The following is a 16526-nucleotide window of genomic DNA, read 5'->3' as shown; positions in this document are numbered from 1 at the left end:
CTCAGCGGCCCGCCTTCACAGTGTCATCGCTGCCCTTGGCTTCGCTGGCGACCGGCTTCTTGCCCTTGAACATGCCCAGCATCCGGTCGGTGACCACGAAACCACCGATCACGTTCAGGGTTCCGAAGACCACGGCGACGAACAGAATGATCTGGATGCCGATCGAGGGATCGGCCACCCGGCCCAACGTCACCAGCGCGCCGAGTACGACGATGCCGTGAATGGCGTTGGTACCCGACATGAGTGGGGTGTGCAGGGTGTTGGGGACCTTGGAGATGACGGCGAAACCGACGAACCCGGACAGCACCAGGATCGCGATGTTCGCCAGCAGTTCGGTATACATCAGCTCACCTCGCCGTCGATCGGGTTACGGGTCACGCAGGAGTCGGCCAGTATCTGATCACTGAAATCTGGTCGCAGCACGCCGTCTTTCAGCATGAGCTCCAGCAGAGCCATGATGTTCTTGGAGTAGAGCTCCGAGGCGTGCTCGGGCATCGTGGCGGGCAGATTCAACGGCGAGGCGATCGTGACATCGTGGCGCACAATGGTTTTGCCCGGCTCGGTGAGTTCGCAGTTACCGCCGGTCTCGCCGGCGAGATCGACGATGACGCTGCCCGGCTTCATGCCCTCGACAGCGGCGGCGGTGACCAGCCGCGGGGCCGGGCGACCCGGCACGAGCGCGGTGGTGATCACCACATCGAAACCTTTGATCGCCTCTTCCAACGCCTGCTGCTGCTCGGACTTCTCCTCGTCGGTCAGTTCCCGGGCGTAACCGCCTTCACCCGCGGCGTCGATACCCAGGTCCAGCCACTGCGCACCCACCGAACGCACCTGATCGGAGACTTCCGGGCGCACGTCGTAGCCGGTGGTGCGGGCGCCGAGGCGCTTGGCGGTCGCCAGCGCCTGCAGGCCCGCGACACCCACGCCGAGCACCAGCACCGTCGCCGGTTTCACCGTGCCCGCGGCGGTGGTCAGCATCGGGAAGAACCGCGTGGACTCCGACGCCGCCAAGAGGACGGCCTTGTATCCGGAGACGTTCGCCTGGGAGGACAACGCGTCCATCACCTGCGCACGCGAGATCCGCGGAATCGCCTCCACCGCAAACGCCCGCACGCCCGCCGAATACAACGCCTTGATCTTGTTGTCCGCACTACGCGGCGCGAGAAAGCCGATCAACGTCTGCCCGATAAACATCCTCCGCACCTCGGCGTCATTGGGTGGCGCAACCTTCACGACCACGTCCGCGTCCCATGGATCACCGATCGCCGCGCCGGCTTCGACATACGCCGCGTCCGGTATCGAGGCTCCCAGACCGGCACCGGACTCGACGATCACGTCCACACCTTGCTGCGTCAAGCTCGGCACGAGCTTGGGCACCAAGGCCACCCGGCGCTCTCCGACATCGGTCTCACGAACGACGCCGACCCGGGGCCGGTTACGGCGCCCCGCGTCGTCGATCTGCGCTGTCTCCACTGGTCGATGTTCCTTACTCGTCGTGCGGCCGCGGTCCCGGTAACCCTCCGGTACTGCGGCGCATCCGGGTCTACCGAGGAAAGTAATTGTATTGAGCGTACACTACAATAATATTGAGAAGACCTGGCGCCTGAGGCGCGCCTCGAGGCGATGTCCATCCCTCGGCGGAGCGATCGGCAGCGCGAACAGGTCGAAGCGGTGACGGAGCAGTCCGGACACCGGCGCCACGCTTCGCCGATCGAGAGGATTGATGACGATGACGGCAGCGCCACTCGACTACCGGCAACGGGTCGGCCGCGGCGGGATGGGCAGACGCGATGCCCGCGCCGGGCGCGACTTCCGTCGGCGGCGTGCCCTTGCGGCGGCAACCGAAGTCTTCGCCGCACGCGGCTATCACGCCGCCACCATGGACCAGATCGCCCAGCATGCCGGATATAGCAAACCGATGCTCTACGAACACTTCTCGACAAAGCTCGATCTGTACTTGGCGGTGTTGTGCGACCCCATAGACATCCTGGTCGAGGGCGTGAGGCGAGCGCTGAGCTCGCCCGTGAGCAATCGGGAGCGGGTCCGCGGTGCGGTCGAGGCGTACTTCGATTTCGTCGACCAGGACATTCAGCGCTTCCGGTTGGTCTTCGACTCGGATGCCACGTGGGAGCCATCGGTGCAATGGCGAGTGGGGCGTGGAACCGATGCCTGTGTGGAGGCTGTTGCTCAACTCGTCGCGGAGGAATCCGCACTCGATGCGCAGCGGGCTCGCGTGCTCGCCGCGGGATTGGTCGGCGCCAGCCGGTTGGCGGCGCAGTACTGGCTCGAAACCGGCCGAGTCATCGCCAAGCCGGATGCGGTGGAAGCCGTGGTCACGCTCTGCTGGGGCGGTCTGTCTCGCGTTCCGCTCGATCGGAGCCTGCGCGTGGCCGCCACATGACGAAATTCAGCTCTCTATCGGAAATCCAAGTATCAGTATCGGAGGCACATGAGCAAGATCTGGTTCATCACTGGTTCGTCCCGCGGTCTCGGCCGCCAGTTCGTCGAGGCGGCGCTCGACCGCGGAGACAAAGTCGCCGCGACCGCGCGCGACACCCAATCGCTCGCCGACCTGGTCGCGGACCATGGCGACGCGATCCTCCCGCTCCGATTGGACGTCACCGACAAGGCGGCCGTCAACGAGGCAGTCAAGCGCGCCCACGCGCACTTCGGCGGTCTGGACGTCGTCGTGAACAACGCGGGCTACGGTTTGTTCGGTGTCGTCGAAGAACTCGGCGAGACCGATATCCGTGACCAGTTCGAAACGAACGTGTTCGGTGCGCTGTGGGTGACGCAAGCGGTGCTGCCGCTGCTGCGTGAGCAGGGCAGCGGCCATATCGTTCAGATCTCCACCATCGGCGGTGTCACCACGTTTCCGACTCTCGGCGGATACCATGCGTCGAAGTGGGCGCTGGAAGGTTTGACCGAATCGCTGGCCAAGGAGGTCGCGGGATTCGGCATCAAGGTCACTTTGGTCGAGCCGGGCGGGTTCGCGACCGATTGGGCCGGATCTTCGGCGGTGCTGGCCGAACCGATGCCGGTCTACGACGGTGTCCGCGCCGCCGTAGCGAAGCAATTCGAATCGGCTGTTCTGGGTGACCCGGTCGCGGCAGGCCGGGCTCTGCTGAGGATCGTCGACGCCGCCGAACCTCCGCTGCGGGTGTTCTTCGGCTCCATGCCGCTGGAGATCATCCCCGGCATCTACGCCGATCGGCTGAAAACTTGGGCGGACTGGGCCGAGGTGGCGGTCGAAGCTCAGGGCTAGTCAGCGGCTCCAGCGGTTCTGATCGTCTGTCCCGATGGTGTTCGACGACGAAAGCCCCCGGAGAGTGTGCGGGGGCTTTCGTGGGACAGGGCGCTATCGGTCGATGGCGGGCAGTAACCGCCTGCCATACCTACGCCGTCCGACGTTCCCGTCAGAAGGCCGCCTCGTCCATTTCCATGACCGTGGTGTCCAGCGACACGAGGATCGCGCGAGTCGAAGTGAGTTGCGGCAGAAAGTTCTTGGCGAAGAACGACGCGACCATGATCTTGCCGTGGTAGAAGGCGTCGTTCTCGGCGCCGCTGGCGAGAGCCTCCAGCGCCACCGCTGCTTGTTCGAGCAGTCGCCAGCCGACCAACAGATCCCCTGCCGCGTGCAGCAGCGGCACCGAGCCGAGGCCGACCTTGTAAATCTGTTTCGGATCGGAGTCGGCGGCGCTCCGGTACTCGGTGAGCGTTTCCACCATCGCCCGCACATCATCGAGCGCCGTTGCCAGCAGTCGCCTTTCGGTAGTGAGGCGCCCCTGCGGATCGCCGGTGGCCAGGAACGTGGTGATCAAGCCGGAGACATGGCCGAGTGCGCGCCCGCCGTCTCGGACGATCTTGCGGAAGAAGAAGTCCTGTGCCTGGATGGCGGTGGTGCCCTCGTAGAGGGTGTCGATCATCGTGTCGCGTATGTACTGCTCATGGGGGTAGTCCTGCAGAAATCCGGAGCCGCCGAGGGTCTGGAGGCTCAGTTTGAGTGTGTCGTAGGCGCGTTCGGAGCCCACGCCTTTCACGATCGGCAGGAGGAAGTCGTTGACCCGGGCCGCCAGCTCCGCGTCCGCACCCGAAACGACCTCTGCCAGACGCGGAACGTTGCCTTGGTGGGCAGCGGTGAACAGATACAGCGACCGGAGCCCCTCGGCATAGGCCTTCTGCGTCAGGAGGGAGCGGCGCACCTCGGGATGACGGGTGATGGTCACCCACGGCGCGGTCTTGTCGGTGAACTGGATGAGGTCCGAGCCCTGGACGCGTTGCTTGGCGTACTCGAGAGCATTCAGATATCCGGTGGAAAGAGTGCCCGCGGCCTTGTTGCCCACCATCATTCGGGCGCCTTCGATCACCTTGAACATCTGAGCGATGCCGTTGTGGACCTCGCCGACCAACCAGCCGACGGCGGGCACGTCAGTGCTGCCGAAGGTGACCTCGCAGGTCGGTGAAGACTTGATGCCCATCTTGTGCTCGACACCGGTGACGAAAACGCCGTTGCGCTCACCCAATTCCAGCGTCTGCGGGTCGAAGTGGTACTTCGGAACATAGAACAGGCTCAGGCCCTTGGTGCCAGGTCCCGCGCCGACCGGACGGGCCAGTACCAGGTGGAAGACGTTCTCCGCCGTGTCACCCACGTCCGCCCCCGAGATGAACCGCTTCACGCCCTCGATATGCCAGGTGCCGTCCTGCTGTGGGATCGCCTTGGTCCGGCCCGCGCCGACGTCGGACCCGGCGTCGGGCTCGGTGAGCACCATGGTGCCCGCCCAGCCGCGCTCCAAGCCCGCTGCGGCCCAGTGCTTTTGCTGCGGTGTGCCGACTTCGAACAGCACCTCCGCCATCTGCGGACCCATCTGGAAGAATTTCGCCGACGAATTCGCGGCGCACAACATCTCCCGCACGGCCCATACCAGGGGCATCGGAGCCGGGACGCCGCCCAGCTCCTCCGGGAGGCCCAGCCGCCACCAACCCGCCTCGTGGAGTGCCAGCACCGACTTACGCAGCGGATCGGGCACTCGGATCTCGTGCGCGGTGGCGTCGAAGACCACCGGGTCGCGATCGGCCTGGACGAAAGATTCCGCGACCGGTCCCTCGGCCAGCCGGGATACCTCGGCGAGAATATCGTGCGCGGTCTCCGAGTCCAGATCGCCGTAGTGTCCGGTGTCGAGGAGCTCGCCTATCCGGAGAACTTCGAAAAGATCGAATTCGATGTCTCGGACGTTGCTCTTGTAATGGCTCATCAGTGGTTCTTTCCGTGGCGCGCGGCGTGCGGATCGGCACGCGGCAACATGGGGGACAGGGCCGGTCGGCCATTCCGATCCGGGCGGGCGCTCAGTCCACCCAGATCCGGTCGATGGTCGTGGCCGCCGGCGGCGGTGGTGTCGGAGCGTAGGCCGGGGTCCGTGAGAAGCGCGGCGCGGGCGCGTGTTGCACGACGCCCTCCAGCTCGATCAGGCTGTCGCGCGCGGAGATGTGAGCGTTCTGCTCGGCTTCGCTCCAGGTCAACACCGGAGTGCAGCAGGCGTCCGTGCCGTCGAACACTTCCGTCCACTCGTCTCGGGTCCTGGTCTTGAATTTGTCCGCGAACAACTTGCGCAGCTGTTCCTGACCGTCGGGATCGTTCTGTGGCGGCAGGTACTCGGGATCGAATTCGAGTCCCGCGAGTAGTTGCGCGTAGAACTGCGGTTCGATGGCGCCGACGGCCATGTACTTGCCGTCGGAGGTCTCGTAGGTGTCGTAGAAGGCCATACCGGTGTCGAGCAGGTTGGTGCCGCGCTCGTCGGACCACAGGCCGACACCCTTGAGACTCCAGAAGATGTGCGAAAGGGCAAGCGTGCCATCGATCATCGCGGCGTCGATCACCTGACCCTTGCCCGAGCTCTGCCGTTCCACCAGCGCGGCCAGGATGCCGAACACCAGGAACATCGAGCCGCCGCCGAAGTCGCCGACCATGTTCAGCGGCGGCACCGGCCGCTCGCCCTTGCGGCCGATCGCGTTGAGCACGCCGGTCAGCGAGATGTAGTTGATGTCGTGGCCCGCGCGGTCGGCCAGCGGGCCGTCCTGACCCCAGCCGGTCATCCGGCCGTACACCAGCCGCGGATTGCGCGCCAGCGCCTCGTCGGGGCCGAGGCCCATGCGCTCGGTGACGCCGGGGCGGAAGCCCTCGATGAGGACGTCGGCCTTCTCGATCAGCCCGAGCACCTTCTCGATGTCGGCCGGATCCTTCAGGTTCGCCTCGACGATGGTCCGCCCGCGCCACTGCGGACGTTCCGTGTGTCCGGGGAACTGGCCGAGGCGTTGTACCCGCACTACGTCCGCGCCGAGGTCGGCGAGGAGCAGTGCGGCGTGCGGACCCGGCCCGATGCCTGCCAGTTCGACAATTCGGATACCCGCGAGCGGGCCCTGCTTGGCAGTGGATGGACTTCTCACGACCTACCTCGGTTCTGGTTTGTAATCCGATCAATGTAGCGAGCACTCAGTATATATTCAAGGATTGGTCCGGTCGGCGAGGTCTTCGGATCACTCGCCGCCGGCATTGGGATGGCATTCACGCTGATCGAGGCCGCTCTGAACCGGTGGCGCGCGGTCAGCGCGCCGCACCTGGTCGGTCCCGTGCGCGCAGACGCGCCTGTTTCGAACGCGGCGTCATCGTCGAGGGTGAGGAAGCCGCCGCAGCATGGCCGATCGCGTGCACCGCCCACTGCTGTTCCGTGATGCGGATAGGCCGCTACTGCCGTTCGGCGAATACCTAGGTCTGTTGTAGTATGTAATACCGTAGACAGAGCGGTGGTGTCGCAACCGCGGACTGCGGTGTCGCTCTCGTCGAACACACATCGCTAAATGGAGAGAGGTTTTCGGCTGTGACCGAACACAATCCAGGAACCGAGGATCGTCCAACTACCGTCTCTGGTGGCCGCTGTCGTGACTGTGCACATTTCTCACTTCCTCGACCACGGGTATGTCCGATCTGCATGAGTGCAGACATCGAGGATGACGCCGTCAGCGGCGTGGGCATCGTCTACTCCTCCACGGTGGTCCGATCCGGTCCGAAGGATCGCAAGCTCCCCTACGGACTTGCGCACGTCGATCTCGAGGTAGGCCTGCGGGTCCTGGCTGCGTACGACGTTGAGGACGACCGTTCTATCCAGCCCGAGTCGGCCGTCGTGGTCGCCGAAGTGGGTAGATCCGATGCGGGCCTCCCGCTCATCAAGATCGTTCGCCGGGTGCGTACGGCCGTCGGCGATACCGAAACCGTCGCGGCGCTCTAGGCCTGCGGATGACTGAGTATTCACGAGAGGAAGTTTCATGACGATTCCCGTCATCGCCGGGGCGCACACCGTGCCTTTTGTCAAGCAGTCCGACGACATGGTCGCGCTGGGCACCGGCGCTGTTCACGGGCTACTCGCCTCCACCGGCATCGACCGCGGCGCGGTTGACGCGGTCGTGTCGGCCAGTGGCAATGGAGGAACGCTGCTGGGGCAGCGGATCCTGACTCGTCTGTCGATGACCGGCATTCCGGTGTTCAACGTGGAGAACGCGTGCGCCTCGGGTGCTTCGGCCGCGCATCTCGCCATCAGCATGGTGCGGTCGGGACAGGCGCGCGTTGTCGTTGTCGTGGCCACCGAGCGACTTTCCGCGTTCGGGGGCGGGTCGCTCAGACTCGATCCCACCGACATCGAAGCCGCGCAGGGCAACATCATGCCGGCTTCGTACGCGATGCGCGCCACGCGATACCTCTGGGAGAACGGTCTGAAGCCCCGGGACATCGCTGGCGTTTCGGTCAAAAACCGCGCCAATGGTGCGCTCAATCCGATCGCGCGGTTCCAAAGCGAGGTAACGCTCGACGAGGTGCTGGAGTCGAAGCCCATCGCTGATCCGTTGACCCTCTTGCAGTGTTCGCCGAACAGCGACGGCTCCAGCGCGGTACTCGTGTGCACGGAAGACGCCGCACGTGAACTGAATCTTGACAGCATCAAGGTGAGAGCGTCGGTGATCACGTCGGGATTGTTCAGCGACGGGCCGCGCGATCTGACGCTGCCGGATGTCACGCTTCGAGCGATCAAGGAAGCGTACGCCCAGGCCGATATCGGGCCGGGTGATGTGGATCTGGCCGAGGTGCATGACGCGTTCAGCATCGCCGAAGTGCTGTACTACGAGACGCTCGGCTTCTGTGAACGAGGCCAAGGAGCACGCTTCCTTGCAGATGGGAGGGCGCACATCGGCGGAGATGTTGCAGTCAACCCCAGCGGAGGCCTCATCGCCCGCGGCCATCCGGTGGGCGCCACAGGAGTCGCGCAACTCGGCGAAGCGTACGAACAGCTCACCGGCCGGGCGGGGAAGCGGCAGGTGCCCGATGCCTCCGTAGCCGTCACCCACGTGACCGGAGGCGGCATCTCCGGCGTCGACAACGGTGCTTGCGGAGTGCACGTTCTGACGGTGTGAGATCTCGCAACGTTGCCGCGGGGGCGGAGGCGAAGCGTTATGTGACCTTGCCGCCGCAGGACGGCGCCCCTGATGCGTCGTGGGCGGGAGAGATTCGGTCAATGGCTGGCGTCGTGGTGAAACACATTGCCACGCAGCTGCTCTCGGCAAAGTCGATCCTGGCGATCGACTGTGTCGGTGGCGCGGTGGACTCATCGACATTCTCCTGTGGCCATTCCGGTGACGTCGTGTGCGCGCTCGAACTGTGTGGTGCTTCTCCTGTCGCAGGCGAATCGATTCAGAGCGGGGTCCTTGCCGGTATGTCATAGTATGTAATACGGTAGACATATGGCGGATTCATACCGCCCGGCGAAGGCCATGAATATCAACGGGCGGTGGCATGCGAGCTGCGTACATCGACTCGGGGCAACTACGAGATTGGGAGGTCCAATGGAGTCGATCTCACTCATCATCGGCGATCATCAGGCGCTGAACGCCGTACAGGTAGAGCTCGACAATCGTGGCGACTCGGTCGTCCGTGTCGAGTCGGCCGACCGCAGCGAGCAACTGCGAGCGGTTGCGGAGCTCACGGCTGATGGCAAGTGCGCGATCACCGCGCTGATTCTGGGGTTCGAACCAGATGGAAACACGGGAAGCGTCGCAGCGCACGCATTGCGCATCGTGCGCGACTGCGAAGCCTTCCTGGTGCGCGACGAGGGACGAGTGGTCCTGCTGTCCGGTCGTGACTATCTCGGATGGCCCGGCCGAACCGAGGCGTCGATCGACCTCGCCGGCATCGTGGCCATGGGACGCAGCCTTGCCCTCGAACTGGGGCAGCGTGGACTCACGGTGAACACCGTGTGCCCGCCCTACGAACTCGGAGCAGTCGAGGCCACCGACGATCCATGGGCAGCTCCTCCGCCGCCGATCACGGGACCGGTCGATGCCGAGGACGTCGCATTCGCAGTCGAGTTTCTCTCGCATCCGGAATCCCGCTACATCACCGGCCAGGTACTCCACGTGTCCGGCGGACTCAGTGTCCTCAGCTCTCTCAGTGCCTGAGTCGACGCCGTGCAAGAAACGTTCGGCAGGAAAGGATTGTCATGAAGCTCGAGCAAGCCTCCGAGCGTAGAGCGCCGCGAAAAGGCGGGCTGGCGGGTCGTGTCGCCATTGTGACGGGGTCGGGTAGCGGCATCGGAGAGGGCATAGCACGACGCCTGTCGTCCGACGGGGCGCACGTCATCGTCAGTGACGTCAGCACGGAGCGTGCGGAAGCAGTGGCCGACTCGCTGCGCGCCAACGACGGAACCGAGTCGGTGGCTCTGCACGCCGACGTGCGGGATCCGGATGCTGTGCGAGCCCTCGTCAAAGCAGCGACCGACAACTGGGGCCGCCTGGACTTCTTCGTCAACAACGCCGGGATCGGAGAGGACACCGCACTGCGGAAGATTACGGCCGACTCGTGGGACCGAGTCACCGGTATCAACCTGTCGGGCGTCTTCCATGGTTGTCAGGCCGCCGGGGAGGTCATGCGTGAGCAGCGGTCGGGCCGCATCGTCAATATCGCATCGCGAGCATGGCTGGGGTGGTGGGGCCAGGCGAACTACTCGGCGACCAAGGGTGGCGTGGTGAGCTTGACCAGGGCGTTGGCCCTCGAGCTCGCGCGAAGCGGTATCACGGTCAACGCGGTGGCACCGGGACTCATCCGCACGCCCGCAGTCGAAAAAGGACCGCAGAGCATTCTCGACAACCTGATCCTCGCGCAGCCGACACGGACTCTGGGAAGTGCTGACGACATCGCACATCTGGTCCGGTTCCTGATTGATGATCGTGCCCATTCCATCACCGGTCAGGTGATCTATTCGTGTGGCGGGAAGAGTATTTTCGCCATGCCTGCGAAGCGGTAGGAGCAGACGTGTCAGAAGCAAACGAGAATACTGGTGACGTGCTGCTGGAGGAGCGTGTCGGCCAGACGGCGGTCTTGACCATCAATCGACCGAAGTCGCTGAATGCGGTCGACCCTGCGCTCGGTGACGCGTTACGCAGCGCGTGGGCGCGCCTCGCCGCAGATGATGATGTGTGGGTAATCGTACTCACCGCGGTCGGCACCCGTGCGTTCAGTGCTGGTGCCGACCTCAAGACGCCTCCCTCGGAACGTAGTTTCGCCGGTACCTTTCTGGGCGGTGGGGCCGAGCCGTTCACCGTTCCCACCGGGTATCTCAAACCTGTGATTTGTGCAGTGAACGGATTGGCCTACGGCGCCGGCTTGGAACTCATGTTGTCCGCCGATCTTCACATTGCGAGTTCATCCGCGCGATTCGCGCTGCCGGAGGTGAAGATCGGTTCGGTGCCGGGTGCGGGCGGTACCCAGCGGATCGGTCGGGCGATCCCGCGGAGCGTGGCTCGTCGTATGGCACTCACGGGGGAGCCGATCGACGCCGAGACAGCATTGCAGTTGGGCCTCGTGTCAGAGCTGGTGCCGGTCGGCACGGTGCGGGAGCGGGCGATCGTGCTCGCCGAACAGATTTGCTCGAATGCGCCGTTGGCCGTGCGCGCCGTGAAGAAGGCGCTCGACGCTGCCGACATGCTGGACTTGGACGACGGATGTTCCTACGAGCAGTTGCTATGGGGCTCGCTCCGGGACAGCGAGGATCGAATCGAAGGGCGACGTGCATTCGCCGAGAAGCGACCCCCCGTCTACAAGGCAAGGTAGCCGCACGACCGGCGGGTGAAATGCGCCGACCGGCGATGAGGTGGCTGATGCTTTGGCGCCATGCGCCGAGTTGAGCGGCGAGAGACAAATGAAGTCAACAGGTAGTCATCGGCCAGACCGGCAGAGTCTGGGCCGCGCCGGACGGATCGGCGGCGCTGCTGTTGCTCGGGATGACGAGGTCTCGTCGAAGACGGGGCCAGGCAAGAGGTGAACAATGACTGTGCCCGTTAATGACAGAGCGCGCTCTGAGCGCTTCTATTTTCCATACGAAGGCGAAGACGCGGCGCAACGCTTCTTCTTTCCCAACGGTTGCGACGAAGTTCTCTTCCGCGCGACAGCCGCTCGGGATGTGCCGCGGCTGGTGGAGAAGTTCGGATATCAGCGGCCCTTCGTGTTCACCTCGCGCACGCTCAATCGCACCACCGACGTGGTTAACGATATCGTCGAGGGCCTCGGCGGCAGTGTGGTGAACGTCAGTGACCGGGTCGGCGAGCACGCGCCGATCACCAATGTGCTGGCGGCGATCGACGAGGTTCGCGACGCCGGCGCGGACGTGCTGATCTGTATCGGCGGCGGTTCGGTCATGGATTTTGGAAAGTTCGTGCAGCTCGGAGTCACGCAAGGAGTCCGGACCCGCGATTGTTTCCGTGCGCTACGGGTTGATCAGTCGCCGGTGCTCGACGATAATCCGCAGCTGCGTCAGATCACGATCCCGACCACGTTCTCCCTGTCGGAGTGGACGCCCGCAGGAACGCCCGTCGATGACGAGACCGACAAGAAGATCACCCTGCGGATACCACGTGGAGTCGGTCGTGCAATCGTGTTCGACCCTGCGATAGTGCGCCACACCCCGAAGGGGCTGGCCCTCAAAACGGCGATCCGCGGATTGGACCACTCGATCAACAATGTGTTGACGACCGCACCCAACGACATCGTCACCGTGCTGGCATTGCAGGCGGTCCAGCAGTTCCACAAGGGCATTCGTGCTCTAGCGCGAGATGACCTCGACACCGCGATGCCGACGCTACAGAAGGCTTCCTGGCTGGGCGGAGTGTGCCAGATGTCGGTGCCGCACGGGTTCAGCCACTTCATGGTTCATGTGATCGCTCCGTGGGCGCACATCGGACACAGTGAGACCGCGTGCGTCATGATGCTTGCCCAGGCGCGGTGGTGGCGCGGTCACAGCGATCCGCGGCTCGGGCAGGTGGCAGCGGCGATGGGCCGCCCTGACGACCCCATTGACGAGATCTTGTTCGATCTGCTGCGCGAGTGCGAGATGCCGACCACTCTCGCGGAGATCGGGCTCGATGCGGCACAGGTCGAGGAAGTGATACCGCATACCCTTGCGCATCCCTACGTCACCCTGCACAACGTCGTTCCGATCACCACAGCAGACGACATCAGGCGGGCTTTGGCGACTGTGTCGGGCTAGTCCGGTCCAAGACGGTCGACGAGAGTATTTGGAAATGACTTATGAAATGGGGAGAAGCGTGGCCAACGTAGATCTACGCGACGCTGTAACGGTGGTCACCGGCGGGGCATCGGGTATCGGGTTCGCACTGGCGCAGGAAGCCGCGGCACGCGGGGCACGGCTGATGATCGTCGACGTCAACGATGCGGCTGAAGCCGTTGAGGCCCTGCGGGAGTCGGGCGCCGAGGTCGAGTCGACGCAGGCCGACGTTTCCGAGGTTGCCGATGTGCGCCGAGTGCTCGATGAGACGATCCAGCGCTTCGGCAACGTCGACGTCGTCTGCAGCAACGCCGGCGCAGCGGCCTTCGGGCCACTCGACAGTGTCGAGCCGGAGGACGCCGCACGAGTGATTCGGGTGAACGTCGAGGGGACGTTCAACATGATCCACGTCTTTGCGGATCAATTGCGGAAGTCGGCGGCGGCCGGCCGGCCGGCGTATCTGATGCTGACCGGGTCCGAGCACTCGCTCGGAGTGCCGCCGCACGTCGAGCCGATCAGCATCTACACGGCCACGAAGTATGCGGTGCTGGGTCTGGCGAGGACTGCTTCACGAGATCTGAGCTCCTCCGGTGTCGGCGTTTCGTTGCTCGCTCCTGGATGGACCCTGACCGACGGGGTCCGGGCGATGATCGCTGCCGATCCGAAAGCACAGACGACAATCGCCCCCTACGCGCAGGAGACCGCCGAGGTGGCCTTGATGGCTTTCGACGGCCTGCTGGCAGGCAGACGGGTCATCGCCACCAATCCCTACTCCCGGGACTTCGCGCTGGAGCAGGCGCGAGATCTCATCGCCGACATCGAGCAGCTACCCGTCGTGGGAAGGCCCACAGACCTGTAGTGCCGCGGGGAACGAGGCCGGCTCTGTGGAGAGCGGTCGAGGCGACTGCCAGCTGCTTCGCGCAGCCGACAGTGCCAGGAAATTGCGAAAGTAGTTGCAGCACAATGCTATCGCGCTCGGCGCCAATATCGCCGAGTACTCAGCGTCCGATGTCCGTACACGTGGCGCCCAGCCTGATCGACCGTAGAGAGAATATCGATGATCACCCACACTCCTTCCTGGCACGATGACGAGATCGCGGCCGTGTCCGAACTCGCTTCCGACTTCTTTCGGCGCGAGGTCGTGGCGCATGCGGAGCGTTGGGATGCGCAGCGGCACGTGGGGCGAGAGGTGTGGCGCAGGGCCGGAGAACTCGGACTTCTGCTGTGTTCGATTCCGGAGGAGTTCGGCGGCGGTGGTGGCACGATTGCGCATGACCTGGCGGTGTTCGAAGCACAAGGCTATTCAGGTGACTTCGCGCTGGGGCTGAGCATTCACAGCGGGATTGTTCCGCATTACATCAACGAGTACGGGTCAACGGATCAGAAGAGTACCTGGTTGCCGGCGATGGCTGCCGGTGAGGTCGTCGGCGCTCTGGGGATGACCGAGCCGGGGACGGGTTCGGATCTCAAGAACATCACCACACGCGCGGTGCGCGACGGTGACCACTATGTGATCAATGGTTCCAAGACGTTCATCACGAACGGTTCCTGCGCGGACTTGATCGTGCTGGCGGTCAAGACAGACCCCAGAGCGGGAGCCAAGGGTGTGTCGTTGATTCTCGTCGATGTGCGGGATTGTCCTGGTTTCGCGGTCGGTCGCGTGTTGGACAAGGTGGGACAACACGGTGCGGACACGTCGGAGCTGTCATTCACCGATGTGCGTGTGCCTGTCGACAACCTGCTCGGCGGTCAGGAGGGCCGCGGGTTCGGGCAGATGATGGCTCAGCTCGGGCAGGAGCGGTTGATCATCGCTGCGCAATCGGTGGGAGCGATGCGCCGCGCGGTCGAGGAAACAGTGCGGTACACCACCGAGCGTCGAGCATTCGGGCAGAGTGTGTTCGAGTTCCAGAACACGGCATTCGAGCTGGCCGAATGCCACACCATGGCGCACACGGGCCGGGTCTTCTTCGACCACTGCGTTGAACAGCGTCTACGTGGTGAACTCGACGCTACGACCGCGGCGATGGCCAAGTACTGGCTCACCGATCGCCATTGTGAGGTAGTCGATCGGTGTGTTCAGCTCCACGGCGGATACGGGTACATGCGCGAATACCTGATCGGTCGGATGTATGAGGATGCTCGAGTGCAACGCATCTATGGCGGTACCAACGAGATCATGAAGTCGATCATCGCCCGCTCGATGACCGAAGACACTCGCGGGACCCTCCATTCGACGCCCACCTCGGCCTGAGAGTCAACGCGCACGTGGTCACCCGACTTGCCTCACAGCCGGGGTCGTAGATGCCAGCTGGGAGATCACGTCACGGCAAGCCCGTCCCACCGGGTCGATCCTTGCCAGCGGTATCCAGTGGTCGGCGTCGGCTCATTCGCCGACCTGTTCGACGCGCACGCTTCGGCTGGTGGCGAACAGCCCGACCCTGAGCGTGTCGGCTGGTGGCAAGTCGCCGGAACCCTGGCTTGGGGTGTCTCCGCCATCACCCAGGCAACCCGACACTTTGTGGCACAACCAGCTCCGTCGAATTGGCAGTGGTCGGTCGGCAGTCGGTGGGGCATCCACGATCCGGAGTTCGTCCGGATGGTCCGGCCGTTGCAGGCGGCAGTCGAAGCGCGGGGCTTGTGGTTGATCAGCGGGGAGAAGCGGTTCGCCTGCGGAAGCAGGGAGTGCGGCGTTCTACATTCACCGGATAGATGCGCGGCCGAATACGGACAACCGCCCCGGACATTCCAGGGCGGTTCGGCTGTGTCAACGACAGGCTGCCGGTGAGCCGCACGATCGCCATGGCCGCACGTTCCGGACTCTATGGTCCGCCCGAACCGTGCTCAGGTGCCGGTGAAGTTCGGTGTTCGGCGATTGGTGAAGGCTTCGAGAGCCTCTCGCATGTCGTTGGTCGCGGCAGTGAGCGCCTGGTTGCGGTTTTCGAGCTCGATACCCTGTTCCAGGCTGCCAGCTCCGAGGTTCGCTTGGATGACCTGTTTGGTCAATCGGACGCCGAACGGGCTGTTCGCAGCGATCGCGTCCGCGATCTCGTATGCGGCCTCGAGCAGCTGATCGGGTTCGCAGACGCGGTTGACGAGACCGATGCGCAGCGCCTCCTGGGAGTCGACGAAACGTCCAGTGAGTAATAGCTCATTGGCGATTCCGGCCCCGACGATGCGTGGTAGGAGCCAAGAGCTGCCCATGTCGCCACCTGTGAGGCCGACTCGGATGAATGCCGCATTGAACTTGGCTCGGGTCGAGGCGATTCGGATGTCACACGCGAGGGCGAGTGAGAGACCGGCGCCTGCGGCGGCTCCGTTGACCGCGGCGATGACCGGGGTAGTGAGTCGGCGCAGCGCCAATGCGGCCCCTGCCCACTTTTCCTGGCCGCGGAGGAACTCGTAAGGAGACATTTCGAGCAACTGGGCCACCGCCTCGAGGTCCAGCCCGCCGCAGAATCCGCGGCCTGCACCGGTGAGCACGACGGCACGTGTCTCGTTGTCGCCCTCGAGGTCGGCGCACAGATCGCGGATCGAGTCGAACATGTCGAACGTCAGGGCGTTGAACTTCTCAGGCCGATCAAGTGTCACCTGAAGAACGCCGGCATGCTCACGGCTCAGCGTGAGTCCCTGGTAGGACTGGCGGCTCATGAGTCGAGACCTTGGCCCAGTCGGCGGCCATGGTAGTTCGATCGGACTGTGCTGCGCATCATGCCTCTCCTTGAAGGTTGGTGAGGACGCGGTCACCAAGTTGGTATCACTGTCATACAGCATACATTGAGTGTGGTGCGCTTCACGGTCGACCGTCATACGTGTTATGGTCACACCAGTCGAAGTGTTGACCATCGGTATGTCGCCTTTTGAGTGCGCGACCGTGCGCCAGAAACGGCGCTGTTGCTTCGATCCCAGTCCGCCGGAACGATCTGCGCTATT

At 64.1% G+C, this 16526-nt stretch carries 15 protein-coding genes and 1 pseudogene; 11 read left to right on the top strand and 5 right to left on the bottom strand.

Features of this window, described 5'->3' with window-relative positions; translation table 11 throughout:
• Window position 1 precedes the first annotated feature (1 nt).
• Window positions 2–343, bottom strand: coding sequence for an NAD(P) transhydrogenase subunit alpha part 2 (locus tag NX1_RS20960; protein ID WP_068062115.1), 342 nt, complete (start codon window positions 341–343; stop codon window positions 2–4).
• A complete protein-coding gene (locus NX1_RS20955; RefSeq protein ID WP_068062113.1) occupies window positions 343–1473 on the bottom strand; it encodes a Re/Si-specific NAD(P)(+) transhydrogenase subunit alpha in 1131 nt (376 codons plus the stop codon). Before NX1_RS20955 ends, NX1_RS20960 begins: the two co-directional genes overlap by 1 nt.
• A 256-nt stretch (window positions 1474–1729) precedes the next feature.
• On the opposite strand from NX1_RS20955, the gene NX1_RS20950 reads away from it, so the two are divergent.
• Window positions 1730–2401, top strand: coding sequence for a TetR/AcrR family transcriptional regulator (locus NX1_RS20950; RefSeq protein ID WP_373864897.1), 672 nt, complete (start codon window positions 1730–1732; stop codon window positions 2399–2401).
• A 48-nt stretch (window positions 2402–2449) separates the two neighbouring features.
• Entirely contained in the window at window positions 2450–3265 is an 816-nt protein-coding gene (locus NX1_RS20945; RefSeq protein WP_068062109.1) for an SDR family oxidoreductase, read from the top strand.
• A 151-nt stretch (window positions 3266–3416) separates the two neighbouring features.
• Here NX1_RS20945 and NX1_RS20940 read toward each other — a convergent pair whose 3' ends face one another.
• Both NX1_RS20940 and NX1_RS20935 read right to left on the bottom strand, forming a co-directional pair.
• Window positions 3417–5252 carry an acyl-CoA dehydrogenase gene (locus tag NX1_RS20940; protein ID WP_068062108.1) on the bottom strand — a complete coding sequence of 612 codons (1836 nt, stop codon included), beginning with the start codon at window positions 5250–5252 and terminating at the stop codon, window positions 3417–3419.
• Between the two features lie 91 nt (window positions 5253–5343).
• A complete protein-coding gene (locus NX1_RS20935; RefSeq protein ID WP_068062105.1) occupies window positions 5344–6441 on the bottom strand; it encodes a CaiB/BaiF CoA transferase family protein in 1098 nt (365 codons plus the stop codon).
• 87 nt (window positions 6442–6528) lie between these two features.
• Between NX1_RS20935 and NX1_RS38830 the strand changes: the two are divergent.
• The 9 genes and pseudogenes from NX1_RS38830 to NX1_RS20895 form a co-directional block, all read left to right on the top strand.
• Window positions 6529–6726 (top strand): annotated as a pseudogene (locus tag NX1_RS38830) (hypothetical protein); the annotation flags it as partial.
• A 257-nt stretch (window positions 6727–6983) separates the two neighbouring features.
• The gene (locus NX1_RS20930; RefSeq protein WP_068062102.1) at window positions 6984–7280 is read left to right on the top strand and encodes an OB-fold domain-containing protein; all 297 of its coding nucleotides are present in this window, start codon (window positions 6984–6986) and stop codon (window positions 7278–7280) included.
• Window positions 7281–7317: 37 nt separating this feature from the next.
• Window positions 7318–8454, top strand: coding sequence for a thiolase family protein (locus tag NX1_RS20925; protein WP_068062101.1), 1137 nt, complete (start codon window positions 7318–7320; stop codon window positions 8452–8454).
• 429 nt (window positions 8455–8883) lie between these two features.
• Window positions 8884–9495 carry an SDR family oxidoreductase gene (locus tag NX1_RS20920; RefSeq protein ID WP_068062098.1) on the top strand — a complete coding sequence of 204 codons (612 nt, stop codon included), beginning with the start codon at window positions 8884–8886 and terminating at the stop codon, window positions 9493–9495.
• A gap of 41 nt (window positions 9496–9536) precedes the next feature.
• Entirely contained in the window at window positions 9537–10340 is an 804-nt protein-coding gene (locus tag NX1_RS20915) for an SDR family oxidoreductase (protein ID WP_068062095.1), read from the top strand.
• A gap of 38 nt (window positions 10341–10378) precedes the next feature.
• Window positions 10379–11146: an enoyl-CoA hydratase/isomerase family protein gene (locus NX1_RS20910; protein WP_068062092.1), complete on the top strand. Its 768-nt coding sequence runs from the start codon at window positions 10379–10381 to the stop codon at window positions 11144–11146.
• 214 nt (window positions 11147–11360) lie between these two features.
• Window positions 11361–12578: an iron-containing alcohol dehydrogenase gene (locus NX1_RS20905; RefSeq protein ID WP_084501622.1), complete on the top strand. Its 1218-nt coding sequence runs from the start codon at window positions 11361–11363 to the stop codon at window positions 12576–12578.
• Between the two features lie 34 nt (window positions 12579–12612).
• The gene (locus tag NX1_RS20900; RefSeq protein WP_084501621.1) at window positions 12613–13455 is read left to right on the top strand and encodes an SDR family NAD(P)-dependent oxidoreductase; all 843 of its coding nucleotides are present in this window, start codon (window positions 12613–12615) and stop codon (window positions 13453–13455) included.
• Between the two features lie 198 nt (window positions 13456–13653).
• Complete coding sequence (locus NX1_RS20895) at window positions 13654–14847, top strand: acyl-CoA dehydrogenase family protein (protein ID WP_068062086.1); 1194 nt, start codon at window positions 13654–13656, stop codon at window positions 14845–14847.
• Window positions 14848–15437: 590 nt separating this feature from the next.
• Here NX1_RS20895 and NX1_RS20890 read toward each other — a convergent pair.
• On the bottom strand, window positions 15438–16367 hold the full coding sequence (locus tag NX1_RS20890; RefSeq protein WP_245668607.1) for an enoyl-CoA hydratase/isomerase family protein: 930 nt from the start codon (window positions 16365–16367) through the stop codon (window positions 15438–15440).
• Window positions 16368–16526: the final 159 nt, after the last annotated feature.

It is taken from the genome of Nocardia xishanensis NBRC 101358 (genome assembly GCF_001613365.1).
Taxonomy (GTDB): Bacteria; Actinomycetota; Actinomycetes; order Mycobacteriales; family Mycobacteriaceae; genus Nocardia; species Nocardia xishanensis.
Note: the sequence above shows the minus strand (reverse complement) of the source record. Positions and strands in the feature narration are given on the sequence as shown.

What these genes read in the sequence shown, in the direction of transcription:
- NX1_RS20960 (WP_068062115.1), bottom strand. Translation starts at nt 343, where the DNA reads ATGTATACCGAACTGCTGGCGAACATCGCGATCCTGGTGCTGTCCGGG.
- NX1_RS20950 (WP_373864897.1), top strand. Translation starts at nt 1,730, where the DNA reads ATGACGGCAGCGCCACTCGACTACCGGCAACGGGTCGGCCGCGGCGGG.
- NX1_RS20945 (WP_068062109.1), top strand. Translation starts at nt 2,450, where the DNA reads ATGAGCAAGATCTGGTTCATCACTGGTTCGTCCCGCGGTCTCGGCCGC.
- NX1_RS20940 (WP_068062108.1), bottom strand. Translation starts at nt 5,252, where the DNA reads ATGAGCCATTACAAGAGCAACGTCCGAGACATCGAATTCGATCTTTTC.
- NX1_RS20930 (WP_068062102.1), top strand. Translation starts at nt 6,984, where the DNA reads ATGAGTGCAGACATCGAGGATGACGCCGTCAGCGGCGTGGGCATCGTC.
- NX1_RS20925 (WP_068062101.1), top strand. Translation starts at nt 7,318, where the DNA reads ATGACGATTCCCGTCATCGCCGGGGCGCACACCGTGCCTTTTGTCAAG.
- NX1_RS20920 (WP_068062098.1), top strand. Translation starts at nt 8,884, where the DNA reads ATGGAGTCGATCTCACTCATCATCGGCGATCATCAGGCGCTGAACGCC.
- NX1_RS20915 (WP_068062095.1), top strand. Translation starts at nt 9,537, where the DNA reads ATGAAGCTCGAGCAAGCCTCCGAGCGTAGAGCGCCGCGAAAAGGCGGG.
- NX1_RS20905 (WP_084501622.1), top strand. Translation starts at nt 11,361, where the DNA reads ATGACTGTGCCCGTTAATGACAGAGCGCGCTCTGAGCGCTTCTATTTT.
- NX1_RS20900 (WP_084501621.1), top strand. Translation starts at nt 12,613, where the DNA reads ATGACTTATGAAATGGGGAGAAGCGTGGCCAACGTAGATCTACGCGAC.
- NX1_RS20895 (WP_068062086.1), top strand. Translation starts at nt 13,654, where the DNA reads ATGATCACCCACACTCCTTCCTGGCACGATGACGAGATCGCGGCCGTG.
- NX1_RS20890 (WP_245668607.1), bottom strand. Translation starts at nt 16,367, where the DNA reads ATGCTGTATGACAGTGATACCAACTTGGTGACCGCGTCCTCACCAACC.